The following is a 26,080-nucleotide window of genomic DNA, read 5'->3' as shown; positions in this document are numbered from 1 at the left end:
GGCGCAATGCCGCCCGGCGGGCTCTCGGGGCCGGCAGTGGGGCGGCTCAGACGAGGGGAGCCCGGTCGGCGTCCAGGACGTTGACGCCCTCCGCCTCCAGGAGTTCCTCGAAGGCCGCCAGGGAGTCGCCCGTGACCAGGGCCGCCTCGCTCCGGTGGATCGGCAGCAGCCACAGGAACCGCGCGTTTCCCGCCTCCTCGGGCGCATGCTCCAGCGCCGGCCCGTAGGGGTAGGGCGGGCTCACCAGCAGGTGGTCCATGCGCGAGCCCTCCGCCCACGGGCAGCCGACGTCGATCACCGAGCCGACGCCGAGCCGGTACTCCTCGAAGGAGTGCAGGTGGCCGACCACGGCCAGGGTCTCGGAGTGGGCCGGGTCCTCGTCCGGAGCCATGAGGAAGAACTCGGTGCCGCCTCCGGTCTCGTGGACGGACGAGCCCACCGTCACGTAGACCCAGCCCTCGCCCTCGTCCCTGGGCGCCACCCGGTAGGTGGCGAAGCCCGGGACCCGGTCGAGGAGGGGCGCCTCCGCCCAGGTCGCGTCCTCCACGGCGTGCCCCTGCCAGAACTCCCGGACGTGTTTCTCCAGCGCGCGGATCCGCGCGTCCTCCCCGGTCGCCAAGGAAACCGACCCTCCGTCGTCGTGCCTTCGGCCCCCGGGGCCGCCGCGGTCCCGGATCGCCCGATACGTGGATGTTCCGAGCGGCCAGACTACGGCTTCCCGACGCCCTCCGGTGCGGGGGAGTCCGTCCCGGACGCGTCCTGGCGCACGCGCTTTTCGGGGTGCCTCGGCAGTGCCGAGTAGACGGCCGTCGTGCTCAGCAGCAGCCCGGTGGCGAAGTACATGATGTACACCGCCCACCCCGGGTGCGCCAGGAGTCCCAGGAGCACGGCGGCAAGGACCAGCGACACCACGGCCGACAGTGGGAGCACGCGGTGCGACCGCGCCCCGTGCCTCCGTGGCGTGTTTACACCGAAGGGCTGAAACGAGGCAAAAGCGAACGAGACATCACAGCAGTGCATTCATCTGTTAACAAGTATGTCTTCTACCGCCGTTAACGTCTCGTTCCACTGCGTGCGTGGCTGCAAAGTGGCACAGGAGGTAGAAGGAGGAGTCGTGTATGCCGTTGGACCACAACATGTCCGACTCCTCACGCAAAGCGATCGAGGTCCTCACCGGCATCCAGGTCCCCAGAGCCGGCATCGCCAACCTCGGCCGCGCCTCGGAGATCTACACCGCCCTGGACCAACGCCTGGCCGTGCTCGAGGACCTGTTCGACCTCAGCCGCAAACACGCCCGCCGCCACTTCGACGGCCACACCGCCGACCGCTACGAACGCTCCCTGGACCAGTTCACCAGAGGCGAGAACAACTACGTCGGCTCGGCCCGCGACAACTCCACCGTCATGTCCGCCGAACTCTTCAAGGCCCGCGCCAACGTCGAGTACATGCACATGATGGTCATCGGCCAGTTCGTCCAGCTCCTGGCCGAGATCGCCTGGGCCATCGCCATGGCCAAGTTCACCTTCGGCGCCTCCCTCAAGTGGATCCCGATCTTCAAGGCCATCCGCAGCCTGGCCATGCGCCGCATCCTGACCTGGCTGCTCATCACCGTGCCCGGCCACCAGATCATCAGCCAGATCTTCGCGAGCATGGACAGCATCATCCAGCGCATCCAGATCGGACGCGGCACCCGCCACCACCGCGACCACAACCTGACCGCGAGCGCCCACAAGGGCGCCGCGATCGAGGGCGTGCTCTCCGCGGTCTTCTCCGCCGGCATGGACGGGCTCTTCAGCAAACACCTGTCCGACCTGTTCAGCAAAGGCCTCACCGACCTCAAACTCCTGCCCGACCCGCCACCCCTGGTCCGCACCGGACCCGACGGGCCCGGCGGGCCGCCCCCGGCCGGCCCGCCCCTGCGCGAGAGCCCCGACGGACCCCCGCCCGGACCGCCCACCGGTCCCCCCGACGGCCCCCCTGCCGGGCCGGTCCGGGACGACCCGCCACCGCTCAACCGCGACACCGACACCCCGCCACCACCCGGCGGCGGTGGCGGTCCCGACGGACCCCCCACCCGACCCAAGGACGACCCGCCGGTCAACCCCGACCGGGGCCCGGACTCCCCCGCGCCCAAGGACACCCCGGGCACCACACCCGCGCCCCGGGACACCCCACCGGCTCCCCCGTCGCTGAACAAGGACCTGGCCGAGGTGTTCGGCCGCCACAACGACGAGTTCCTCACCCCCTACAACCCCGCCAGCCCCGTCGGCGCCGGAGCCTTCGACAACGCGACCAAGGCCGCCGCAGCACGCCAGGACTTCGCCGACCTCTTCGCCCGCAACTTCGGCGACCACCTGGGCGAGGCGGCAGCGCGCGACCTGGGACGCGACTACGCCGCCACCCTGGCCCGCCACTGGAACGACCCCGACCTGGGCCGGCACCTGCGCGACACCATCGGCGACCGCCTGCCCCCGCACATGCGCGACCACCTCGCCGACGTCCCCGTCAACCTGCAAAAACCCCTGGGCGAGTACTTCTCCACCACCGGCGCCTACACCCAACAGGTCGGCGGCAGCATCGGCACCGGAGCACTCGAGGGCTACCTCGGCGAGGGCCTGGGCAGCCTGGCCGACGGACGCGGCTGGGAGGCCTCCGGCTACTCCGCCACCGCCGGCGCCACCCAGGCCGGCATCCAACAAGGCGCCACCGACGGCATCCTGCACGGCCTGGACCTGTTCAGCAACAAGGACAAACCCGACCTGTCCGAGCCCGAACCGCCCCGGACCGAGAGCAACGCCGCCGGCAACCGCAACGGCAACCCCACCGGCCCCCAGGCCCCCGGCCCGTGGGCGGGCGGGGACGAGGACCCCGGCCGGGGCGGCGACCACGTCCCCGGCCCCGACCGCGACCGCGGCGGCGAGGGACCCCGGTGGGAGGACGACCGCGACAACGGCCCCGATCGGGGGCAGGACGGGCGGCCCGACCGCGACGGTCCCCCGGCCACCGCCTCACGCGACACCGGCCGCGACGACTCCTCCGACATCGACGACGTCCCCGACCTGGTCAGCGACACCGACTCCGACTCCGGTTCGGAGTTCGGCGACGACGGCTCCGAGTTCGGCGACGCCGACGACCACGACCTGAACAACCACGACACCGTCCGCGTCCACCAGGACGAGGACGCCCGCACCCCCTACCCCGACACCGGCAAGGACCCCTTCGCCACCACCGAGGTCAAACACCCCGGCCTGGGCAGCGACCTCTTCCACCCCGGGATGAACGACGGCCCCCTGACCGTCAACTTCCTCAACGCCATCGTCCCCGACAACCCGATGACGGTCCCGCCTCCCGGCACCGAACAGACCACACCCGACACCGGCAACACGAACCAGGCCGACCGCTCCACCCCCGCCCCCGAGCAGCACACCGCCCCTCCCCTCGTGGCCGCGCCGATCGGCCAAGCAGCTCCACCGCCCGCGACCACACCGCAGAGTTCGGCCACCGACAACAACCAGCGCTCCACACCCACCGAGCGCAACAGCGGTGGACGTCCGTCCCAGAACACCGGCGACACCCGCGCCTCGGACCCGTCACAGCAGCGGTCGACCGCCAACGACACTTCCCAGGTCGTCACCGAGGGCGCACCGCCCGCTCCGGAGACCGAGACCACCGGCCAGAACAACCCGGACAACTCGACGGACGAACAGCGGGCGTCCCCCCACACCGCACCCGACACCGCACCTGCCCCCGAACAGCAGACCTCACCGGCCGAGGTCCCGCTGCCCCCGTCTCCCGTCACCGAGAGCGACGGCCTGCACGACACCGACACCACAACCGTGAGCGGACCGCCCCAGGACACGGAGGACACCGGGCGCACTCCCTCCGACCGCGACGGAGAACAGCCCGACCAGCGCGGCGAGGACGCCTCCCGCGACGACGACCGAACCCAGGACAGCGACAAGGAGCGGACCGGAGAGGGCGGGGACCGGACCGGTGAGCAGGGCGGCGACCGCTCCGGTGACGGCGGAGACAGGCGCGACGACCAGGAAGACCACTTCCAGGACCAGAACAACGACGAAACCGACGGCCAGGACGACAGGGACGATAAGAAGGACGGTGAGGAGGGCGGGGACGAGAAGCAGGCGGACGACGAGCCCGCTCCGGAGGAGTCCTCCGCCGACGGCCAGGACGACAAGCAGCAGGACGGGGAGAAGAGCACCGACAGCGCTCCGGCCCCCGACCCCCAGGAGCGCCACGACACCCCGAACGTCGCGAAGACGGAGAACACCCCCGAGCCCGAGGGCGCCGAGAAGACCCCGACCGAGGACGGCGGCGGGGACGATCCCTCACGCGAGCGCGACACGGATCAGGAGCAGGCCCCCGCGGAGCACGGCGGCACCGATGCCACGGGGACGTCCCGGGACCGGGCTCCGGAGACCGAGCCGGCTCCCGAACCGGACCCCGACTACGCCGGGATGGTGGTCTCGGACCGGAGCACGCCGCACGACATCGGGTACCTCCTGAACTCGTCCCTGGTGAACGCCAGCATGGTCCACGCCCAGCACCTCGACGCGTTCGTGGACGGCACGCTCGGGAACGACGATGTGACGGCCCCCGACAGCGTGCGCGACGAGGTCCGTGACCGGATCGCCGCCCAGCAGGACAAGAACATGTCCACCTTCTTCACACCCGACGGATACTCCACGGAGGTGAAGGGGGACGACGGCTCCGTCTGGACGGCCCAGGTGAAGCTGACCCTGCCGGAGGGCAACTTCTACCACGCCTCCTCGGAGGCCGCCCCGGGCACGAAGACCCCCCAGGCCAAGATGGCCGCCGAGGTGGGTAACAGCGCCGCCTTCGAGGGCAGCGGCGGACACGGCGGCAACAAGGCCTTGAACCTCGGCTTCACCCTCTCGCCGCTCATGCTCGGCGCAACCGGCGTCGGCGACGTCGGCCCGCGGGCGATCTTCAGCTTCACCAGCTCCACGCGTCAGCGGCAGACCGCGGCCAGCACGACCGTCACCTTCGAGTCCGCCATGGGCTACGAGGCCACGGGCACCCCGGAGGTCTACGCCGCGGACCTGGGGATGGACTTCGTCCTGGAGCGGACCTCACCGCCGACGACGTCCTCCCCGACACCGGACACCGCCTCGAAGGACGGGACGGCGCCGTCGACGGACCGGTCCCCTGAGGCCCGGGGTGCCTCGGGCCGGGAGCGAACGCCCGCACCGCCGAAGGAGGGGAACGCCACCGAAGCGAACCCCCGGGTGCAGCGGCGGACGCACTCGTCCAACGGGCTCGCGCTGATCCTGCCCGGCAAGGTCACCCCGCACAAGGGCCCCGCGACGATCACCCTGTCCGATCCCCTGAGCGGCGGTCCCGTCCGGAAGGACGGCACTCCCCCCGCCAGGACCCCCCACGCGAACGTGGCCAACGGCCAGCCCATCAGCCTGGGGGGCTTCCGGGAACGGACGGGGAAGAACGGGGAGGAGACCCAGGACGTCCCTTCCCTGGCCGGCTGGGTGGCCGACAAGGTGGCGCCCCCCGATTCCGGCCCGGGGCGGTTCAAGCGTGCCGCCCGCCACCTGCTTCCCTCCGTCAGCAAGGAACGACGGCAACAGCTCCTGGAGCACGTCCAGAACCAGACGAAGAAGAAGTTCTCCGACGAAGTGATGCTGGAGGTGCTGCCCAAGTCGACGCGGAAAGCACACGCCATCACCCTGACCACCCCCGATGGCGAACAACGTCGCGTGACGATCAGGTCGATCCCGATCTCCTACGTCGCCAAGCCGTCGAGCCTCCCCGAGGGCGGACAGAACCGCTCCGCCAAATCCGAGCACGAGGCCTCCTCCTCGTTGCAGAAGCACAAGATCACGGGTGGGACCGGGGGAGGGGGCGTCGGCCTCGACGTCGGCTTTCCCGGGACGAACCACGGCGTCCGGTTCGACATCGTGTCCGGCGAGGGAGGCCAGCGGCACCGCTCGACGCAGGAGAGCGGAACCGGTAACTCCGGCTCGGTCAAGCGCACCTCCACGGACAGGGCCGGTTCGGGCGTCTACGAGGTCACGCGCAACTACTACGTGCACTTCCAGGGGGATCCGGAGCCGCACAGGCTCACGGGCACCAGTCTGGAGATCCTCACCGACGCGGACGCGTGGACCATCAGCGGCCAGACGCCCCCGGACCCCGCGGGCGAGGGGGACGCCGACGGTCAGGAAAGGACCACCGACGACCACGGCGCAGAGACCGACGCCTCCCGGGACCGGAGCACCCCCGAGACCCCTGAGACGGCCCCCGGCCCGAACACCCGGACCGACGGCACCGGAGCCGATCCGACGGGCACGCCGGCCCCGGACGCACAGGACTCCCGGCGCGAGCGGACGGGAGAGGACCGCACCGCACTCCCGCGCGAGATCGTGCCGAAGGACTTCACCTGGCCCGAAAGCGACCTCTACCACGGCCAGGGCAAAGCCCCGCAGCGCACGGTCTACGACCAGATCCTGTACCAGGTGCTGACCGGCATCGCCAAGCACCGGCCCGGCCTGGTCATGCCCGGCATCACCAGCGACTCCAAGAACTTCAACCGTCCGCCGGGGGAGGGATCGCGCAGCTTCGCGGAGGTGCTGCGCAGCCAGAGGCTGCTCAGCCGCGACCTGAGGACCGCCGAATCCAACACCGCCAAGATCGAGAAGGCGATCTCCGACGCCGGGTTCCTCGGCGGGCTCGACTCCTTGAGGGACAACGGGATCTCCGTCACCCTGACCGAGACCGCGAGAACCGGCGCCTCCTCGGGCAAGTCGACGGGCACCTACCTTCTGCACGCCCCGACCATCACCCTGCGTATCCGAGCCGACTTCTCGGACGTGCGTCACAGCGGAGGCGGGGAGGAAGGCCAGAACGGCAAGGGCGGCGAGAAGCGCAAGGACGACAAGGACGACCAGGAGAGCAAGGACGACAAGGACGACCAGGAGAGCAAGGACGGCAAGAAGGAGCTCTCCTTCAAGTACGGTGGCGCCTCCTCCTACAGCAGCGGTACCGGCACCCAGGATCGCAGCACGGCGAAGGGCACGTCCGGCGCCTACGCCCGCGAGACCGGAGCGGCGGACGCGAACGGGTATGCGCCCCGGTCGGGTAGGGCCTCCGCCTCCACCACGTTGAGCAAGACGAAGTCGGGCTCACAGAACCTGAGCACCAAGGTCCAGAGCGAGCACGGTGTCAGCTATCCCGAGGACACCGTCGACACCTGGACAGCGACGGCGATGATCTCGGCCCGGCTGTACGAGCACGACGACATCGGCATGGCCAAGCCCGACGCGAAGACCAAACCGGTGTCCGAACGCGGGATCGCGCTGTTCGACCCCGTCGAGACGCTCTTCACCGGGGAAACCCCCAAGACGGCCTCCGACGCCGCCCGGGCCGAGCAGGTCCGGCCTGAGCAGCAGAAGGACACCCCCCAGGGCCGGACCACGGCGGATCCGAAGGCCTCCGGTGAACGGCCGGAGCGGTCCGACCGGCGGCGGGACCGGTTCCTGAGGCCGTTCCGCACGAAGGCGAGCGACACCGCGGACGACGGAGGCCGTCCCGCGGACACCCCTTCCCAAGGCGGCACACCGCAGGGGAACCAGGGCGGGACCGGGGCGGGCCGGAGCCGGGAGCCCGGCAGCCCCGAGGTCGTCGTGATCACCCCGATGCCGTCGGAGGATGCCGAGAACATGCTCCGGGGCTTCACGACGGCGGCCCCCGGAAACGTCCGGCAGCGCCCGGGAGGACTGGTGCGCGCGACGAAGCGGTTCGCGAACCGCTTCCACACCGAGTCGGACGGCACCGACCGGGGCCGGGCCCCCACCGACCGGACCGACGCCGACCGGCGAACGACCCCGCAGCCGGACACGACCGCTCAGACCGACGGCACCGACACCACCGACCAGCGGACGAAGGAGCAGCGGCAGGCGGACACCGTCCTGGACACAGGGGCCACGTTCGAATACGCCGCCACCACGTTCACGACCGAGGACGGTCAGGTCAACAGCCTGGTCGAGGCGTTCTACGGGAACTTCCCCAACCGCGCTCCCTGGGACACGAACGGGCCCGGCAAGCAGTCGGACTTCCAGCGGTTCAAGAGCTATCTGGAAGAGCTGAGCCTCGAACGCAACCTGAAGAAGCTGCGCTCCTACCTGACCAGGTCCGAGGGCAACAGGCAGTACATGGAGCACGTCCTCTCCGAGGACAACGTCCGCAACAACCCGCAGACGTACAGCTCCACCGGCCTGCGGGCGAACACCGACATGACCGGTGACCTGCGTTCCGGCCACAACGCGCGCATCACGTCGGCGACCAGGTACGAGCTCGGGGCGATCACCCGCCTCGAACAGTCCGACGCCGCGCTGAGCTGGGAGGACAAGACCAGCCACGAGGTGTCCACGAACACCTCGACGAAGAAGGACCTGACCGTCCAGGGGGCGGGCGGAGGCCGGTACAACCCCAACCCGGCGGAGCCGACCGCCGGCGGCGCCCGGCACTCCGAGGCGCCCGACTCCGCCTCCGACCCGCAGGTCCACCTCGGCCCCGCGCTGGGCAAGAGCATCTACGACTGGACCGTCAGCGACAAGCCCTCGCAGAAGTTCTCGGAGACGATCGGGTTCAGTCCCGGGATCAACAAGTCGTACAAGTTCCACGCCTCGGGTCTCATCAAGCAGGCCGTCGAGTTCTCCAGGAACCTGCGCCACGGACCTCCCGTCCCCCACTCCCCGCGCTATCGCGGCTGGCAGGCCCACCTCCACGACCTCACCCGGGGGCTGCTCCACGTCCGCGACGCCCAGCAGTCGGGCCTGGTGGAGGACAGGGTCGTGGAGGAGGCCGACGGTACCCTGTCGACGGCCCCCCAGCCCGAGCCGGAGCGCCCCGGGCAGGCGCGGGTGCGTCCGGGCGCGGAGGACTCCGGGAAGTTCATGAGGCCCCCCTCCGCGGACGAGGCCCTCAAGGACCTCGCCGACGAGCTCGCCGCGTCGGGCTGGGAACTGACCGGGAAATCCCAGTCCGACATCCTGGACGCGCTGACCTCGTACCGGGGCCTGCGCCCCAATTCCGGGCCCCCGCTCGCGGTGCGGATCAAGCCCGTCGGCCACTCGGTCTTCAAGGGCAACACCACGTCGACCACACCGGTCTCCTTCGACGCCGTCGTGAACCTGAAGCTGGACACGAGCAACACACAGGTCGACTACATCGGCGGCAAGACCCTCTTCAAACAGCAGCAGACCCTGGAGACCGGCAACAAGGGGCAGCAGGAGCGCTCCGGCAGTGCCGGCGCGGGTGTCCAGGAGGCGGTCATGCCGCCGCTGCCCCATAGCGAAGGCGGCCAGCCGTCGAGCGGGGAACCGGGGCCGGCGAGCCGCCCGACGATGATGGGCGTGTTCAGCGACCAGTCCGGGGCCAGGGCCCACAGCGAGGGCGTCGCCGTCAAGGACTCGGGCAAGCGGACCGTGCAGGTGTCGATGGACATCCCCTACGCCAAGACGTCCATGGACAGCCGGCTCACCATCGACCTGGAGATCCCCGAGAAGCAGGGCTTCTCCAACACCCTGGCCTGGGAGGGGCTGGAGAAGGACGAACGGCGCAGCTTCCGGGGCGAGGGCGACTCGGGCACGGTCAAGGCCCTCTACCCGGCCTTCTCCATCGACCTGCCCCGCGCGGGGGACGGGGCGGACGGCTCCACGGACACCTCCGGCGACGACCGCCCAGCCCCACCCGGCGACCGGGCCCCGCTCGACCGGGACACGGCCGCCGACCCCCGGAGCACCCAGGACGGCAGCGGTACCGACCGCACCGGCGCCGCTCCGGATGACCCGCCCCGGAGCGCCCCCGACGACACCGCGACCACCCGCACCGAAGGCCGGAGCACCCACCGCCCCCCGACTCCACCGGCCCCGGAGAACCCCTCCTCGGACACCCACGCGTCCCTCGAGCAGATGATGCGGGACTGGATGTCGAGCAGGAGTCCGGTCGGAGGCCGCGACATCCGGGACGCCGTGGTCATGCCCACCGCCATCGTCCTCGACGGCCAGGACCCCCGCGACATCGCCCATGTCGTGGTGGCCAAGTCGCTCGGCTGGACGCCGTCGCCCGACGCCGTCGTCGACGGGCGCTACACCCCCGGGGCCGTCAAGGAGGCCCGCGCACTCGTCGCGGACAAGATCGGGCTGAACGTCCGCAACGACGCCATCGACCACAGCCTCAACCTGCTCTCCCTCAAGTCGCTCTTCCTCCAGGCCCTCGAACCCGGTGGCGTCGAGATGATCCAGATGGGCCGGACGCGGCTGGCCGTCCAAGCCCTGCCCGACCTGAGGTCCGGGAAGATCATCGACTACAACCCCGACGTGCGCCTGAGCGACTCGTCGGAGTCGGAACAGACGGTCACCTCCTCCCAGAGCACCTCGGACTCCCTGGCCGCGAACCTGGACAACATGCCCGCCGGGCGGGTCGGCGGAACCGACCAGCCGCCCCGGGGCGGACTCTTCGGTTCCGCCGGCGCGGGGGACAGCACGTCCGCGGGCGGCGCCGCCTCCCAGGACACCAAGGCCAAGGACCCCTCCACGACGACCCGCACCCGCACCGGCCCCGGCTATCTCGTGGAGTTCGACACCACGTGGGGCGTGGGCGCCAAAACGGAGCTGCGCGGCGCCTGGTACAAGCGAGCGGCGAAGAGCATCGGCCACAAGAGCGCGGACATGGGCCGGGCAACCGTCGACCGGGCGCGCCGCGGGCTCGGCAAGGAGCCCCGGCACACCTCCTCCCGGGAGAAGCCCGCACGGTGGCAGCGCGGTGAGGTGAACACCAAGGTCCGGACCTGGATCTCCCACGGCGACGCGGTCAAGCTCGGCATCATCGCCCCCGACGGGGTCGACCACCTCAAGCCGCTGATGGACCGGATCGCCAAGACCCAGGAGACCCTGGCCACGGCGGAGAAGAACTACCTCGACGCGCGCGAGCCGCTGGACAAGGCCGCCGCGAAGGTCGTCGACACCCGGAACGCACTGGACGCCGCCCAGGGCGAGGGCTCGGGCCGGGACGGCGCGGCCGACGGGGCGCCCTCCGGTCCGGAGCGGGCCGAGGGGACCGGGCAGACCCGGTCCGACCCCGGTGGGCAGAGGGCCGAGGACGCGCGCAGGGCGCGGGAGGAGTACGACAAGCTCCAAGACGCCCACGACAAGAACCTGGGCGCCTTCAACACGGCGCTGCGGGAGTGGGCCGACGCCCTGCGCGCCCTGCGCCAGGGATTCACCGACACGCCCGCCGTGCGACCGCCGCTCACCGAGAGCACGTCCCCCGACGACGGCGCCGACAAGGGCAAGGCCCCCGAGCGTCCGGCCGACGGCGGTCCCTCCGCCGACCCGACAGGCCGGGGCGACGGCACGGCCGCCGGACAGGACGGTGCGCCGCCCACGAAGGCCGACAGCGGTCAGGCGCTGCGAGACAGGCTGGGCGAGACCTTCGGCATCACCCTCACGGGGACGGGGGAGGACTCCGGAACCGACTCCGGCCAGCCCTTCGACCACGAGTCCGACGACGGGGACGCCCTGGTTCCGGAGAGCTACCGGGTCCAGGTCCACGAGGAGGACGACACCACTCCGCTCCTGCCCCACACCTCCGTCCCGGAGGGCGTCGTCGCCCCCACGGGCGAGCGCGAGAGGGACGGCTCGGAGAACCTGTACGACGCCGGTGACGAGGAGGAGGCACCACGCCCCCGCTGGCTCGACAGGCACTACCCGGAGGCGGCCTCGCTCAGCGGGGAAGAACGCAGAGAGCTGATGCGATCGCTCATGGAACGGTCCCTGGCGGTGGGCCCGGCCGTTCCCGAAGGGTTCCGGTACGACGCGGACCTGGGCGGTCCCGACGACATCGCCTGGATCGAAGCCCGGGGAGCGCAGCGTTTCCCCCCGGAGTCCGACACCACCGCCCTGCTCGGTCCCTCCACGGCCCCGAGCGCACCGCAGCAGCAGGACCGGCCTGCGGAGGATCGGGACCAGCGGCCGCAGCCGGCACCGTCCGAGGAGGAGATGGCCGCGGCGGCCCTGGACGCGGTGCTCACCTTCGACGGGCAGCGCCTCCCCCTCCACACGGGGACCGGACCCGACCACGGCACGGACCTCCCTGCGGACCAGGACACCCTCTCGGAGGCGTCCACGCCGGACTCGGACACACTCAGGGACATGCGGCTGCGGCTGGAGCGGCTGCGCTCGTCGAGCCCGGTCCCTTCCGAGGGCGACCGGCCGTCCCCGGCCGACACCGGCCCGACGGGGGACCACGGCCGGCAGAGCTCCCCCGAGCGGACCGGCCGCGCTTCCGAGGAGCAGCCCGCTCCCCGCCGACCGCAGACCCCTGACCTGCCCGCCCCCTCCACGGACCCGGACCGGAGCGAGTGGGACAACCGGCTCCGGGCCATGCAGGACTGGAGGGCCAACTGGCAGCACAGGGCGCGCACACCGGAGGAGGAGGACCGCCTGCGGCAGGAGTGGAGGGCCCGGTGGTCGCTGCCGACCACGACCAGACCGGGCGGGAGCGGACCCTCCCAGCACGGCACCGACCCGTTCGGCGGCCGTGCGGCGCAGGGTTCCCCCGACCGGGCACAGACCCCCAGCGCTCCTGAGAGCCGGCCCGTCCCCCCGACGGAGACCGCACGGGAGGAACCGCGCTCCCCCGCCCCGACCGGGACGGAACCGGACCTTGACGGCCAAGAGCAGGACCGGGCGACCGCGCCACCGGCCCGGCCGGAACCCGGGGAAAACCCCACCGCTCCGTCCGGGTCCCATTCCGAGGGCCTGGGGGGCGAGGGTTCCCCCGCCCCGTCCCGGGAGCAGACGGTCGTCCCCCCGCAGGAGGCGACTCCGCCCCCGGCCGAACAGGCACCCCTGATCTCCGGCCCGGCGGCCGACCTGTTCGCGTTCTTCGACCAGGAGCTGAACGGTCCCGTGGACGACGGGGACGGCAACTCCGCGCAGGACAGCGGGCGCACCCCCTCCGAGGAGGAGGCGACCGCGGAACCCGCCCCGGTCATCGACGACGACGGGGGCCCGAAGGCGGCGGACCCCGAGACGGCCCCTGCGGAGTCCGAGTCCGTCCCGGCACGGCAACAGCGCGAGAACGAGAACCAGGACGCGTCGGAGAACAAGGACGGCAACGAGGAGAACCGCGAGGAGGACGCCCCCCGGGACAGGAACGAACCCGAGGACGACGGCAAGGACGGAGGCCGGGACGAGGACGGGCCGGGCAGCAGCGGCGACCGCTCCGGCGGCGTCCGGGGCGGCGACGGCCGCAGTGACGGAGACCGGTCCGGCAGCAACGGCGACCGGTCCGACGACAGGGGCGACTCCGGCGCCGGGCACGACCTTGAAGACGAGGGCGGAAGTTCGAACGGGGACGGCGGCCGCTCCACGCGCGCAGACGGCAGGGGCAGCCGAGACACCCGTGACGGCCGGGACCCTGGCCGGCGAGACGCGGACACCGACCCGGCTCCGGACCTGGACTCGAACCCGGACTCGGACGACAGACACGACGGCATGTCCCTGTACGGCCATCCCGACACACCGGCATAGGACCGGACCTTCGTCAACGGCGCCGAGGACGGCCCCACCCCGGCCTGGTCGCCCGCCACCGGCGAACAGCGCCCCGCCCCCTGGCTCTGGGAAGCGCGCGACGGGATTCCCCCGGAGCACGCCCTGCCCCCCGGGCCCGCTCCGGCCGGCGGCTCTTGGAGCGGCCCGCCGGGGGGAAGGACCTACAGTGTCCCCGACCCCCCGGACGGTCCCCGTGCGCGCTCGCCCCCTCCCCACCTGGCTCATCGGAGCCCTTGACCTCCTCGTCGCCGCGGCGATCCCCTTCCTCGTCCTGGGCGCGCTCTGCGCGAGCGCGTGGCTGGACGCCCACGGCCGGGGCTGGCCGGGCGACCTCCTGGCCCTCGTACTCGGTCTCGCGGGGTTCTGCGGCGGGTTCTTCTCGCTGATGCTCTACATGCGCTTCGACTGGATGCCGGAGTTCTTCTTCGCGGGCGCGGTCAGCTTCCTGCTGCTCGGGAGCGCCTCCGCGATCGCGGACCGGATCACCGAGGAGACCCTGCTCGACCGGGGGGTCGAGGTGACCTGCGCACTGCTCGCCGTGGAGTCCCGCACGATCACGACCACCACACACCACGCGGACGGCACCACCTCGACCAGCACCCGCACCGTGTACGACCACACCCTGGACTGCCCGCCGGGCGGACCCGCGGAGATGACCCTGGGGCACAGCGCGGGGCCGGAGGGGGAGCCGGCGGAGATCACCTACGACCCGCGCGGCCGCCTCGACCCCCTGCCCTCGGACTCCCTCCAGGCCGGACCCCCGTCCCCGCTGCCCTGGTGGCTCCTGTCGGCCGCCGCGGCCCTGCGGGTCGGCCACGTGGCGGTCTTCCTCGCCGTGTACCGCCGCTACTGACCGGGCCCGCCCGGGGGCGGGGCCGCGGGAGCCGGAGCGGTTCCGCGCGCGGACACGCGGGAGGCGCCCCCGTCCGCCCGGGACGGACGGGGACGCCCGTGGGTGGAAGCCGCCGCACCGCTCCCCGGTGGCCTCGACACAGGGGAGGGGCGGCGGCTTCCGTGGGACGGGGGCCGGACGTCCTGCCGACCCCCGCCCCGGTCTGCGGGGCCGGTGCGCCCTACCGGGGCACCCTCCTCACGAACGCGGTCAGGATCTGCTTGGCCGCGGCGCCGGTGATCGAGTTCCCGGAGGTCGCGTTGGACCCCTCGCTCCTCCTGCAGTCGAGGACCGCGTCGGCGGTCCTGGCGCCGTAGACGCCGTCGATGGCGCCGGGAGGGAACCCGGCGAAGGTGAGCAGTTCCTGGAGGTACTTCACGCGCTCACCGGTGTCGTTCAGCTTGAGTCCGACCATGTCGCTCTCCGTCTGTGCGTGCGGGCCCGTGGAGCCCCGCGGTGTGGTGTCGTCGCCGCCGTCCGCGGTCCGGTCGCGGCCGGCGCCCGCGGGCAGGAGGCGGGTCGTGTGCGGCCGAGCCCCGTCGCGGGAGTGCCGGCCCGCGGCGGGCCGTGCGGGGCGCCCGTCCTCCCGGCGCCGGGAGGCGGGGGACCTGCCGGGGCGGTGCCGTGGCCGGTTCCGGGGGCACACGGTCCCGGAACCGTTCGGGGCGCCGTCGGGCTGCGCGGGCGGACCGTGGCGCGGTTCGGGTCGGAGCGGCCGTGTCCGACTCGTCACACGGCGCCTCCGACCGTGCGCGAGTCCGTGGGCCATGGGGCCTCCAAGGGAGGGAGAGGGGGTGAGGGCCACCTCACGTCGGGGTCGGTGACCTGGTGTGTTACTACCCCGCGCGGCGAAACGGCGCACAAGCGGGCCACCCGGTGGGGCGCACCGGGTGGCCCGGTGCCGGTCGGGCCGACGCCCGCGGGGCGCCGGTCGGGCGCCCGGCGGAAGCCCCCCGCGCCCGGGGCCGGGCCCGCGGGGCCCTCCACGGTCTCCGGCAGGGGATCGCCGGCCGGGGGAGCGCGCCCCCGGACCGTTCTTCCGGGACCCCGCTCCCGGCGGGCCGGGTCTGCTCGGGGTCGGCGCCCCGCCACCGGCCCGCATCCCCGCGGGAAAGAACACGGCAAGGAACGTCCAGAAATGCACACTCGCGGCCTTCCGGTGCGTACCGGCACGAGCGCGGGGTACGCGCGTCCCAACGCATGACCAGCCGATCCGAGGAGGTTGTGGTGATGCACCCGCAGGATGGGTCCGGCGGGCCCGACAGCGGTGGCGGCCAGAAGGCCGACACCGCTCGCGCGGCGGCGGGCGAGGTCGCGTCCACCGCGAAGGAGCAGGCGCGTTCCCTCGCCGGAGAGGCCCGCTCGGAGACGGGGCACGTCGTCGGCGACGTGCAGGACCGCCTCCGGGAGGAGGCCGACAACCAGACCCGGAAGGCCTCGGGCAACCTGCGGCAGTGGTCGCAGGAGCTGGGGTCCATGGCCGAGCACGGGGACGACGGGTCGCCCGTGGGGGACGTGGTCCGACAGGTCGCCGACGGCGGCCGCGGGGCCGCGGACTTCCTGGACGAGCGGGGAGTCGACGGCCTGCTGGACGAGGCCCGTGACTTCGCCCGGCGAAGGCCGGTGGCGTTCCTCGTGGGGGCCGCGGTGGCCGGGTTCGCGCTCGGTCGCGTCCTCAAGGTGTCCTCCTCGGTCTCCGACCAGGGGGGATCCGGCGGAGGCGACGCCTCCGGGCGGGGGACGCCCGCGGTCGAAGGGCGCGGGGGGACCTCACTGCCGCGGCAGGGGGACCCGGTGGCGGGCGAGGCGGTCCCGCCGACCGCGGCCTCGGAGGGGCCGGGCCGGGACCGGGGAAGCGGGGGAGGCTGACATGGCGACGGTTCCCAGGCCCTCACCGAGCACACGGGACCGGATCCGGCCGGATCCGGTCCAGGACGACAGGTCCATGGCCGAACTCGTCGGCGAGGTGACCACCGACCTCCAGACGCTGTTCCGCCAGGAGCTCGCCCTGGCCAAGGCCGAACTCCGCGAGGAGGCCGTTAAGGCGGGCAAGGCCGCCGGGCTCTTGAGCGGGGCGGGCTTCGCGGGCTACATGACGGTGGTGCTGCTCAGCCTCGCGGCCGTGTTCGGCCTCGCCGAACTCATCGGCCTGGGCTGGTCGGCCCTGGTGGTGGCGGTGCTGTGGGCGATCGCGGGCGCGGTCATGTTCTTCATGGGGCGCAGCCGTATGCGCGAGGTCTCCCCCAGGCCCGACCGCACCATCGAGACGTTGAAGGAGGATGCCCGATGGGCGAAACATCCGACCGGATAAGGCAGGACATCGAACGGACGCGCGCGGAGCTGACCGAGGACACGGACCGTCTGGTGAGCCGCGCCAACCCGAAGAACGTGATCGACCGGCGCACCCACCGGATGCGCCGCAGGGCCCACGACATGAAGGAGCGCGTCATGGGGTCGATGCCGTCCCCGGGATCCGGCGGGGACTCCGCCGGGGGCTCGATCCGGCAGAACGCCGACCAGATGGCCGGCGCGGTCAGGTCGGCTCCCCAACAGGCCCTCCAGCAGACCCAGGGCAACCCGCTCGCCGCGGGCCTGATCGCCTTCGGCGCCGGACTGCTGGCCGCCTCCCTCCTCTCCGAGAGCAGGGCGGAGCGGCAGGCGGCCCAGCAGGTCCAGGACCGTGCGGGCGGGATGATCGAGCCGGTCCAACGGGCCGTCTCCGAGTCCGTGGACCGGGTCAGGGAACAGGCCACCGAGTCGGCCCGCGGCGCCGGGGAGCACCTGAAGGAGAGCGCCTCGGAGAAGGCGCACGCCACCGGTGAGCAGGCCCAGCACGAGGCCAAGAGCGCCTCGGAGGAGATCCGCGGTTCCTAGACCGCGGGCCGCGTCCTCGCCGCGCTCCCACCCGGTCGGCCTCGGTGGCGGGCCGGGAGGGCACGGCCTCGGCTCCGGCGGACCCGCGGGAGAGGAAGGAAGTGGCCGATGGCCCGTCAGCGCGACGAGAAACCCGGCGGCGGACACCCTTCGGCGGGAGAGGCCTCGGCGCCGACCCGCATGTCGAAGTCCTCGTGGTGGGGCTCCCTGCGAAGGACGTTCCGCGAGTTCAGCGCGGACAACGTGACCGACCTGGCCGCCGGGCTGACCTACTACGCGATCCTGTCGCTCTTCCCGGCACTGCTGGTGCTGGTGTCTTTGCTCGGCCTCGCGGGGCCGGGAGCCACGCGGACGCTGACCGAGAACGCCTCGGCCGTCCTGCCCCAGGACGTCTCCGGCCTGGTGACGACCGCCATCGAGAACCTCCAGGGCAGCGCCGGCGTCGCCGGGCTGGTCGGCGTCATCAGCCTGGCCGTCGCCCTGTGGTCGGCCTCGGGCTACATCGCCGCCTTCATGCGGGCGTCCAACATCGTCTACGACGTCCCGGAGGGGCGACCCGTCTGGAAGACGCTGCCCATCCGCGTCGGCGTCACCCTGCTGCTCGTGGTCCTGATGACCCTCACCGTGCTGGCCGTCGCGGCCTCGGGCGGGATCGCCGAGCGGATCGGACAGCTGCTCGGACTGGGACCCACGGCGGTGACGGTCTGGGGCATCGCGAAGTGGCCGGTGCTGCTGGTCGTCGTGGCCTTCATGATCGCCCTGCTGTACTGGGCCTCGCCCAACGCCAGGCGCGGCTTCCGCTGGGTCAGCCCGGGGAGCCTGCTCGCGGTGGTGATCTGGCTCCTCGCCTCGCTGGCGTTCGCCTTCTACGTCGCCAACTTCGCCTCCTACAGCAAGACCTACGGGAGCATGGCGGCCGTGGTGATCTTCCTCGTGTGGCTCTGGATCAGCAACATCGCGATCCTGCTGGGCGAGGAGTTCAACGCCGAGATCGAGCGCGGCCGGGCGGAGGAGGCGGGGCAGCCCCCGGGCGAGGAGCCCTACGTGGAGATGCGCGACCGGCCCAAGGCCGAGGGCGGCAAGCGGTCCGGGCGCCGCGCGTGAGCTCGGCGGGCGCGCGTGTGCGGCCCCGGCCCGGGGGCGGCCCGTCCGCCCGCCTTCCCCGGCCGGAGCCGCAGGTCCGGCTCTTCCGGGCGTCGGGGCGGCTCCTCCCCGGCTTCCGTCCGCCCTCATTCGAATGTTATTGTCATCTGGATGTTGTGAGTATGGGAATTTCGGGGTGCCGGAGCTCCGCCCGACCCCGACGCGGCGCCCCGCGCCCCGGGGCCGCGCGGGGGCCGCCGTACCCCGGACGCGAAACGGTGGGGAGCACGGTTCGACGATGGCGACTCGGCACTTGTACGTGGTGCGGCACGGCGAGGCGGACCCCTTCGGGGAGCTGACCGACGCCGGGCGGCGGCAGTCGGAACTGCTCGGGGAGCGCCTGGCCCCCCTGCCGGTCGACGCCGTGTGGCACTCGCCCCTCGCCCGCGCGGAGCGCTCCGCCCGGATCATCGGCGGGCGCCTGGGCGGGGCCGCCGTGCGGGAGGCGGCCGAACTGGTCGACCACGTCCCGTACGTGCCGGACGAGCCGCCCCCCGGGTGGGCCGGGTTCTTCGACGGGTACGACGCCGCGGAGGCCGCCTCGGGCAGGGAGCTCGCGGACGCCCTCGTCCGCAGGTTCGCCCGTCCCGCCGACACCGTGACCCACGAGGTCCTGGTCACCCACGCCTACCCGGCGGCCTGGCTGGTGAGGCACGCCCTCGACGCGCCGCCCGCGCGCTGGATCGGGCTGAACTGCGCGAACACGGCGCTCACCGTGATCGAGTACCGCGACGGCGCGGGATCCACGGTGCTGGCGTACAACGACATGGGCCACCTCCCGCCCGAACTGCGCTGGACGGGGTTCGGGCCCGGCGTACGGCCCTGAGGGCACGCCCGCGGACGGGCGGGTCCGGGACCGAGGCGGATCCCGGCGCCGGCGGCCGACCGGCTACGACGAAAGGGGCCGCTCCCGGCCACGGGGGTCCGGCCCGTCGTGGCCCAGTGCCGTCCGGATCCGGCCGAGCCACTCCTCGCCCAGCCTGCGCCCGTCCGGGAACCGGTCCTCCCGGTCCCAGCGCCACGCCGTGACCATCGCCAGCACGAGGATCCGGCACCGGCGCAACAGCTCGTGGTCGACGCCGGGGTAGTGCTCGCCGACCTCTTCGGGCGCATGGGCGAGGTCGAAGACGACGGGTCCGCGGCAGCACGTCTCCAGGTCGACGAACACCGGCCCGCTCCGCGTGGCGAGCACGTTGCCCGGGTGCGGCTCCCCGTGCAGCAGCTGCGCGGCGCCGCCGCGCTCGCCCACCACCCGCCCCAGGCTCCGCAGCGTGTCGCCGAGCAGGTCCCGGTCGGCGTCGGCCAGCGCCGGGGTGCGGTCGCGGTCGGCCACGAGCCGCCGGGCCTCTTCGACCCGGTCCGTGAAGTGCGGAGCCGGGACGTCGAGCCCGCGCATGCCGGCGTGCAGCCGCCCGAGCGCGGCGGCATAGTCGGCCGGCGGGACCTCACGGGGCGCCACGGGCTCGTAGTAGGTCCAGAGCGTGACCACGAAGCCGTCGCGCTCGTGGACACGCGGCTCCACCCGGGGGTCGAGCGCTGCCACGGGGCACCCGGAGCCGACGAGGCGCAGGGAGAGGTCGACCTCGAACTGCGCGACCTGGTCCGCCGCAGGCGCCACCCGGGCCAGCACGTCGCAGGGCAGCAGCCGCAGGGTGAGCTTGTTCGAGTCGTGGAGGACGATCGCGTCGTCCGTCGCCAGGCCGAGTGACGAGGCGACCGACACGGCCGCGGCCATCGCGTGCGAGACCTTCGACGCCTGCATCCCCGCCGGGCCCCTCTCCCTCGAGCGGCGCCGCACCTCTTCGCGCGGTGCGACCAGCGCACCCTACCAAGTTCCCGGCCGGGGGGACGGGGCGGTGCGGCGGCCGGTGCGGACCGCCCCGTGGGCGGCCCTGCCGCCGGACGGCGCGAACGGTCTCAGCCGCGGCGCCGGCCGCGCCCGAGCACGGCACGGGCGGCTTCGAGGCGGTCGGCCTCGTCGCCTCCGGAGCGGTCCCCCGACACGTCGTCGGCCCACGCGAGCAGCCGGTGGAGGTGCTCGTCGGCCGCGGTCACGATGATGCGGGGGCGCCCGAGGGCGACCTCGCCGCCCGTGCCGTCGACGGTGACGACGCTGCCCTCGCCCAGCGTGCGTCCACCGACCTCCATCCAATCGGCTCCCACGGACAGGCCGGCGACCCCTACGACGGCCGGCTTGCCCATCGCGCGCGCGACGACCGCGGCGTGGCTGGCCGGACCCCCGCGCGCGGTGACGACCCCCGCGGCGGCGGCCAGGCCGCGCATGTCGTGCGGGGAGGTCTCCGGACGCACGAGGACCACCGGTCCGTCCGCGGCCATGCGCACCGCCGCCTCGGAGGTGGTGGCCACCCCGCCGACAGCGATCCCGGGACACGCGCCCAGCCCCCGGGCCAGCACGTCGGCCTCCCCGGCCGGGTCCAGCCGTGGCGTGCGCACGTGCCGCAGGTGGTGCGGCGAGACCCTGAGCAGCGCCTCGCGGCGTCCGATCGCGCCCTCGTCCGCGAGTTCGGTGGCCACGCGCACGGCTGCGGCCCCGACGAACCGGCCCGGCCGGACCTGCAGCAGCCACAGTTCGCCGGACTGGAAGGTGAACTCGACGTAGCACGCGTCCCGGTAGTGCTCCTCGATCCGGCCCAGGGCGTCGAGCAGGCCCGCCCACACGGCCGGCTCCCGGTCGGCGAGTTCGCGCAGGGGCCGGGTCGCCGCCCTGCCGGAGACGACGTCATCGCCCTGGCGGCCGCACAGGACCTCGCCGAAGGGGGCGTTCCCACCGGTGTCGGGATCGCGGCTGAACGCGACCCCGCTGCCGCTGCGACCGTCGCGGTTGCCGAACACCATCGCCTGCACGACCACGGCGGTGCCCAGGTCGTGCGGGATGCCGTGCAGGTCGCGGTAGGTGCGTGCGCGCGGGGACTCCCAGGAGGAGAACACGGCCCCCACCGCCAGCTCCAGCTGCGCGGCCGCCTCGTCGGGGACCGGCCGGCCCAGGCGCCGCCCGATACGTTCCTGGAGCTCCGCGATCGCACCGGCGGGGTCGGCCTCCCCGTCGTCGGTGTCCCCCTGCGCGGGGGCTCCGCCGGGGGCGGTGCCGGCGCCGTCCGCGTCCGTGAGCGCGGAGGCGAGGGTGGACAGGAACCGCAGCCGCGAGCCCAGCGCGAACCGGGGGTCGCCCGTCTCGGCGGCCAGCCCGGCGGCGGCCCCGTCCGTGAGGCCGAGGTTGAGGACCGTGTCCATCATGCCGGGCATCGACACACCGGCCCCGGAGCGCACGGACACCGCCAACGGCAGCCGCGGCCCGCCGAAGCGGCGACCCGTGGCGGCTTCGAGGCCGCCCACGGCGGCCGCGAGCTCCCCGTCCAGGCCCTCGGGGAGGCGCCCGTCGCGCAGGAAGGCGCGGCATGCCTGCGTGGTGACGACGAACGCCGGGGGCACCCGCAGGCCGAGGCGGTGCAGGAGCACCAGGCCGTGCGCCTTGGCGCCCAGTGTCCGCGCCGTCCCCCGGGTCCCCGCCGAGAGGGGGCGCACCCACCTCATCGGGGGATCCCCAGGGTGGCGAGCAGGTCCTCGTGGAGCTCGGCCCACACGGTGTGGTAGGACGCGGTGGTGTCGGTCACGTGCTCCAGGGCTCCGGCCCGGGCGCGTTCGAGGGCCCCGGCGAGGCGGGTCCGGTAGCGGCCGAACCGGGGCAGCGCGGCGGCCAGGTCGGCGCAGACGGCGGAGGCCCGCCGGTCCAACCCGGCGAACGCGGCCAGGACGCGGGCGTCGTAGGACGGGTCGCCGTGGTCGTTGACGGTCATGACGCCGTCGACGGACCGCAGCTGCCAGGCCGTGCAGAGGTCGAGCAGTTCGGGGTTGAGCACGAGGAAGTCCTCGTAGGCCGCCGTCACGGCGGTGCGGGCGCCGGCAGCCTCCAGCTCCCAGGTGATCCGCTCGGCGTCCGCCGCGCGGCCGGCCTCCGTCAGGCTCCACCCGCCGAAGTCGCCGGCCGTGCGGGTCACCAGGCCGGCGACCGCCAGGTCGATCAGTTCGGACTCGGCCTCGGATGCGGCCAGGCCCGTGGTCGCGGCCACGCGGGAGGGCCCGGAGTGGCCGCCGCAGCGCAGGGCGTGCAGCACCAGCAGGTCGGCGCCGGTCATCGCGGGGCCGCTCATGTGCGGACCGCCCGGGGCCGTGCGCCGCCGGTCCTCCGGCCGTGTCCCGCGGGCCGCGCCTTCGCCGCGCTCGTGCGGGCGGGCCCCCGCCGCCGTGCCCGATCCTGTCGGACCATCACCACCCCTTCCTCCGTGCCAACGCCATCAGGATACTCATAAAATCTGGATGCTGAGAACATCTCAATGTGGAGGGGGCGGGCCGCGAATCCCGGGCCGGAGCGCCGAACGCGTCGACCGGGCCCTCTGTCCGGACGACCCGGGCCTCGTCGTGCTCACCGCCCCCCGAGGGCAACCGCTTCCGCGTCGTCGGCACCGGCCGCGGCCGACGGGTCCGGTCCCCGCCCCGCTTCACGCGGACACCCTCCGGCGCGGACCGCCCGGGGAAGGGCGCCCCGTCGTGGAGGACGCGCACGGCCCCGCCGCGTTAGTCTCCGGGCATGACCGACATTCCTGCGCGTCTGACCGTGGTGACACTCGGCGCCCGCGACATGCCCGGGCTCCGCCGGTTCTACCGGGCCCTGGGATGGGAGGAGGTGGAGTCCAGCGGTGACGGCTGGTCGGGCTTCCTCCTGGGCGGGGTGCTGCTGTCCCTGTACCCCCTGGAGGACCTGGCCGCCGAGGCGGCGGACGGGGCCCCCGCCCCGGCCGGGTGGTCCGGGTTCACCCTCGCCTGCAACGTGGACGGCCCCGAGCAGGTGGACGAGTCGTTCGCGGCCGCGGTCCGGGCCGGCGCCGCGGTCGTGGCCGAACCGGTGGAGCGCCCCTGGGGAGGGCGGTCCGCCTACGTCGCGGACCCCGAGGGCAACCGCTGGGAGATCGCCTGGGCGCCGGGCGCGGGGTTCGACGACCGGGGGGCGCTGACCTCCTTCGGAGCCTGACACCGGCCCGGGGCGTCCGTCCCGGGCGGTGGGGTCCGTGGGCACGGCCCGGCCCCTGGCATGTTCCGGGAGGCCGCGTACGTCCGCCGGCGGACGCGACCGGGGACGGCCGCCCCCGGGAGACGTCAAGTGCGCCTACGGCGGGGGTTTTGAGGGGGTACGGGCGCGGTCATGGTACGGTTATGAAAATCATTTCCATACAGTCTGTGTCACAGGACCGGAGGACCGTGACGTGACCGGAGCAAGGGAGCTACGGCGCAGGACGCCGGGACCCGCGAGCGTGCCCCCCGCCGCGAGAAGCCCCCGGGCGGTCGGCTGAGATGCCCAGGGTGTCCCAGTACGACGACGTCGTCCTCGGTGCGCTGGACCGGAGCACGCACTTCCGCAGCTGCCAGGAGATCCACGCCGCCCTCGGCGGGAGGCGTTCGAGCGGCCCCGGGCCGCCCAGCCTGTCCACCGTCTACCGCACCCTCCACCGGCTGGCCCAGGAGGGCGTCCTCGACACCCTCCACTCAACCGGCGGAGAGCGCCTCTACCGTCTGTGCAGGACCTCCTTCCGCCACCACCACCTGCTGTGCCGCGTCTGCGGCCGGGTGGAGGACGTCGCGCAGGCGGACGAACTGGCGGCGGTCGCCGACCGCGTGCGGCGCGACAGCGGGTTCGAGTCCCTGGACTACTCCTTCGAGCTCTCGGGCGTGTGCCCGCGCTGCGCCTAGCACCGCAGCGACAGGTCGCGCTGTCATGAACTCGCGTACTGCGTCCGTTCCGCAGCCAGGACACGCCCCGTGCGAAGAACCCGTGCGGGCGGCCGGGGCACGGTGGGCTACCGAGGAGTGCTTCCGGACCGCGCACGGTGGGGTCCTCAGGGCGCCGGTCCGGGCCCACGGCGGCGCACCGCCGTGGGCGGACACGGACTCAGTCCCAGGGGGTCGGCGCGGGCGGTCCCGGACACGTCTGCGTGGTGGCCTGCCCGGTGGTGAAGAAGTCGACGGCCGCCGCGGCGCAGTCCAGGTCGGAGAGGGTTCCGTGCCCGTCGTCCTCCACACTCATGACCTCTCCGCCGACGGCCCGCCCCATGTCCAGGGCCCAGACGTGCGGGGTGACCATCTCGTCGACGTGGCCCACCAGCTGCAGGGGGCTGTCCCCGCGGCGCAGATCCGGTTTCACACCCTCCTCGGGCCACCCGACACAGGAGTGCTCGTAGAAGCCCAGGGTGCCCATGACGGGGTACCGCTCGGCCCGTTCCAACCGGTTCTGCCACACCTGGTCGAAGTCACGCGGGCTGTCGGAGTCGTTGCACAGCAGCGACACCTGCGCGAAGGCGTCGAAACCGCTGGGTTCGGCGTCCCAACCGGCGCCGGGGACGGGCCCGTTGCGAACCCCCCACTCGGGCACGCCTCCGTCGAGGAGCGTGGTGAGGGAGCGGGCGTTGGCGGGCCATTCACGTTCGGGGGTGGCCAGCAGGGCGGTCACGGTGCCGCCGTCGGCGACCGTCCCGTCGGGGCCGGTGCGGGGCTCTTCGGTCAGTTCTTCCCGTAGTCCGTACACCTCGTCCCGGATGCGGTCGGCCTCCGTGCCGAGGCCGTAGTGGCCGTCGTGCTCGGCCACCCAGTCGGTGAAGCGGTGGAACGCGGCCTGGGCCGCCATGGCCTGCCCCTCGTCCAACACGGTGACACTGGCCTCGGGCGACATCACCGAGTCCAGGAGCATGGCCTCGACCCGGTCGTCGTACATCGACCTGTAGGCGGCGCCGAGCAGGGTTCCCCAGGACACCCCGTAGTAACCGATCGTCTCCGCTCCCAGTGCCTCACGGATCAGATCCATGTCCCGGGCCACGTTCTCCGCGGTCAGCGAGGCCACCAGCTCGGGGTCGTGGGCATGACATTCGCGGTTGATCCGGCTCTGCTCCTCGGCGACGCGCCGTGCACTCTCCTCGTCACTCAGGCCGGGGTCGGGGTCGGCTCCCCCCATATCGCACTCCACGGCGTTGCTGTAGCCCACGCCGCGCGGATCGAAGCCCACGAGGTCGTGGCCCAGCGCCAGGTCCGCGGCCTCGCTGTCGAGGATGTGCCCGGGCATGGTCACGCCCTGATGCCCCGGGCCGCCGGGGTTGAACAGGATGGGATAGGCGTTCTCCCCGGTGGCGGGCACACGGGTCACCGCTATGTCGATCGTGCGCCCGTCGGGATCCCCGTGGTCCAGGGGCACCGGAACGGTGGCGCACAGGGTGCGGTCGTCGCTCTCGTCCCACCCCCGGGCGACCTCGGAGCACAGCCGCCACTCCGGTTCCGGGCCGGGGGCGGCCGAGGCGGGGGCGGCCGAGGCGGTGAGCAACAGTCCGGAGGCTGCGGCCAGCGCGGCGCTTCGGGCAAGGGGCACGGGTGTTCTCCACTCACATGGCTCTGTACGGGGCCCGCCGTCCGCGGTCGAACGGCGGGAGTCCTCCGCAGGCTAATGTCGGCCGCTCCGTGCGCGCCTCCCCCCGCCGGAGGAGCCGACGGGCCTTCGAACCGA

At 73.3% G+C, this 26,080-nt stretch carries 16 protein-coding genes; 9 read left to right on the top strand and 7 right to left on the bottom strand.

The genetic code is table 11. The annotated features are described in order from the left end of the window. Positions 1-46 precede the first annotated feature (46 nt). Positions 47-619 carry a suppressor of fused domain protein gene (locus tag OUQ99_RS16720; RefSeq protein WP_267944686.1) on the bottom strand — a complete coding sequence of 191 codons (573 nt, stop codon included), beginning with the start codon at positions 617-619 and terminating at the stop codon, positions 47-49. A gap of 89 nt (positions 620-708) precedes the next feature. Beyond that, positions 709-930, bottom strand: coding sequence for a hypothetical protein (locus OUQ99_RS16715; protein WP_267944685.1), 222 nt, complete (start codon positions 928-930; stop codon positions 709-711). A 188-nt stretch (positions 931-1,118) separates the two neighbouring features. On the opposite strand from OUQ99_RS16715, the gene OUQ99_RS16710 reads away from it, so the two are divergent. Both OUQ99_RS16710 and OUQ99_RS16705 read left to right on the top strand, forming a co-directional pair. Then, complete coding sequence (locus OUQ99_RS16710) at positions 1,119-13,589, top strand: hypothetical protein (RefSeq protein ID WP_267944684.1); 12,471 nt, start codon at positions 1,119-1,121, stop codon at positions 13,587-13,589. A 214-nt stretch (positions 13,590-13,803) separates the two neighbouring features. Continuing rightward, positions 13,804-14,463 (top strand): hypothetical protein, encoded by a 660-nt coding sequence (locus tag OUQ99_RS16705; protein ID WP_267944683.1) that lies wholly within the window; start codon positions 13,804-13,806, stop codon positions 14,461-14,463. 220 nt (positions 14,464-14,683) lie between these two features. Here OUQ99_RS16705 and OUQ99_RS16700 read toward each other — a convergent pair whose 3' ends face one another. Continuing rightward, positions 14,684-14,917, bottom strand: coding sequence for a peptidoglycan-binding domain-containing protein (locus OUQ99_RS16700; RefSeq protein ID WP_267944682.1), 234 nt, complete (start codon positions 14,915-14,917; stop codon positions 14,684-14,686). A gap of 815 nt (positions 14,918-15,732) precedes the next feature. Here OUQ99_RS16700 and OUQ99_RS16695 point away from each other — a divergent pair. The 5 genes from OUQ99_RS16695 (at position 15,733) to OUQ99_RS16675 (ending at position 19,345) form a co-directional block, all read left to right on the top strand. Next, positions 15,733-16,371, top strand: coding sequence for a hypothetical protein (locus OUQ99_RS16695; protein WP_267944681.1), 639 nt, complete (start codon positions 15,733-15,735; stop codon positions 16,369-16,371). Between the two features lies 1 nt (position 16,372). Then, on the top strand, positions 16,373-16,813 hold the full coding sequence (locus OUQ99_RS16690; RefSeq protein WP_267944680.1) for a phage holin family protein: 441 nt from the start codon (positions 16,373-16,375) through the stop codon (positions 16,811-16,813). After that, entirely contained in the window at positions 16,789-17,376 is a 588-nt protein-coding gene (locus OUQ99_RS16685; RefSeq protein WP_267944679.1) for a DUF3618 domain-containing protein, read from the top strand. Before OUQ99_RS16690 ends, OUQ99_RS16685 begins: the two co-directional genes overlap by 25 nt. Before the next feature lie 108 nt (positions 17,377-17,484). Continuing rightward, positions 17,485-18,480, top strand: coding sequence for a YihY/virulence factor BrkB family protein (locus tag OUQ99_RS16680; RefSeq protein WP_431061424.1), 996 nt, complete (start codon positions 17,485-17,487; stop codon positions 18,478-18,480). A gap of 277 nt (positions 18,481-18,757) precedes the next feature. Then, on the top strand, positions 18,758-19,345 hold the full coding sequence (locus OUQ99_RS16675) for a histidine phosphatase family protein (protein ID WP_267944678.1): 588 nt from the start codon (positions 18,758-18,760) through the stop codon (positions 19,343-19,345). 63 nt (positions 19,346-19,408) lie between these two features. Here the strand turns inward: OUQ99_RS16675 and OUQ99_RS16670 are convergent, their stop codons facing one another. The 3 genes from OUQ99_RS16670 to OUQ99_RS16660 form a co-directional block, all read right to left on the bottom strand. Then, complete coding sequence (locus tag OUQ99_RS16670) at positions 19,409-20,281, bottom strand: phosphotransferase enzyme family protein (protein WP_267944677.1); 873 nt, start codon at positions 20,279-20,281, stop codon at positions 19,409-19,411. 155 nt (positions 20,282-20,436) lie between these two features. Further along, positions 20,437-22,071 (bottom strand): pyruvate, phosphate dikinase, encoded by a 1,635-nt coding sequence (locus OUQ99_RS16665; protein WP_267944676.1) that lies wholly within the window; start codon positions 22,069-22,071, stop codon positions 20,437-20,439. Beyond that, positions 22,068-22,688, bottom strand: coding sequence for a transcriptional regulator (locus OUQ99_RS16660; protein WP_267944675.1), 621 nt, complete (start codon positions 22,686-22,688; stop codon positions 22,068-22,070). Before OUQ99_RS16660 ends, OUQ99_RS16665 begins: the two co-directional genes overlap by 4 nt. Positions 22,689-23,125: 437 nt before the next feature. On the opposite strand from OUQ99_RS16660, the gene OUQ99_RS16655 reads away from it, so the two are divergent. Together OUQ99_RS16655 and OUQ99_RS16650 are read left to right on the top strand one after the other, a co-directional pair. Continuing rightward, on the top strand, positions 23,126-23,566 hold the full coding sequence (locus OUQ99_RS16655; protein ID WP_267944674.1) for a VOC family protein: 441 nt from the start codon (positions 23,126-23,128) through the stop codon (positions 23,564-23,566). Between the two features lie 320 nt (positions 23,567-23,886). After that, positions 23,887-24,282 (top strand): Fur family transcriptional regulator, encoded by a 396-nt coding sequence (locus OUQ99_RS16650; RefSeq protein WP_267944673.1) that lies wholly within the window; start codon positions 23,887-23,889, stop codon positions 24,280-24,282. A 199-nt stretch (positions 24,283-24,481) separates the two neighbouring features. Here the strand turns inward: OUQ99_RS16650 and OUQ99_RS16645 are convergent, their stop codons facing one another. Next, positions 24,482-25,945 carry an alpha/beta fold hydrolase gene (locus tag OUQ99_RS16645; protein ID WP_267944672.1) on the bottom strand — a complete coding sequence of 488 codons (1,464 nt, stop codon included), beginning with the start codon at positions 25,943-25,945 and terminating at the stop codon, positions 24,482-24,484. Positions 25,946-26,080: the final 135 nt, after the last annotated feature.

This window comes from Streptomonospora nanhaiensis, from assembly GCF_026642255.1.
GTDB classification, from domain to species: Bacteria; Actinomycetota; Actinomycetes; order Streptosporangiales; family Streptosporangiaceae; genus Nocardiopsis; species Nocardiopsis tropica.
Note: the sequence above shows the minus strand (reverse complement) of the source record. Positions and strands in the feature narration are given on the sequence as shown.